The organism is Streptomyces katrae (assembly GCF_000966975.1).
GTDB classification, from domain to species: Bacteria; Actinomycetota; Actinomycetes; order Streptomycetales; family Streptomycetaceae; genus Streptomyces; species Streptomyces katrae.
Genome location: NZ_JZWV01001528.1, coordinates 1 through 247, shown reverse-complemented (window position 1 = coordinate 247; position 247 = coordinate 1). Strand labels below are relative to the sequence as shown.

The window sequence follows — 247 nt, the reverse complement described above, 5'->3', positions numbered from 1 at the left end:
TCGAGTTCAGCCGGCAGCGCGGGCTGGCCGCCGACGGCCGCTGCAAGGCCTTCTCCGCCGACGCGGACGGCACCGGCTGGGCCGAGGGCGTGGGCATGCTCCTGGTCGAGCGGCTCTCCGACGCCCGCCGCAACGGCCACCGGGTGCTGGCCGTCGTCAAGGGCTCCGCGATCAACCAGGACGGTGCCTCCAACGGCCTGACCGCCCCCAACGGGCCCGCCCAGCAGCGGGTGATCCGCCAGGCCCT

At 75.7% G+C, this 247-nt stretch carries 1 protein-coding gene; it reads left to right on the top strand.

Features of this window, described 5'->3' with window-relative positions; all coding sequences use genetic code 11:
- The coding region (locus VR44_RS38905) for a beta-ketoacyl synthase N-terminal-like domain-containing protein (protein ID WP_045952412.1) at nt 1-247 on the top strand (247 nt) is incomplete at both ends.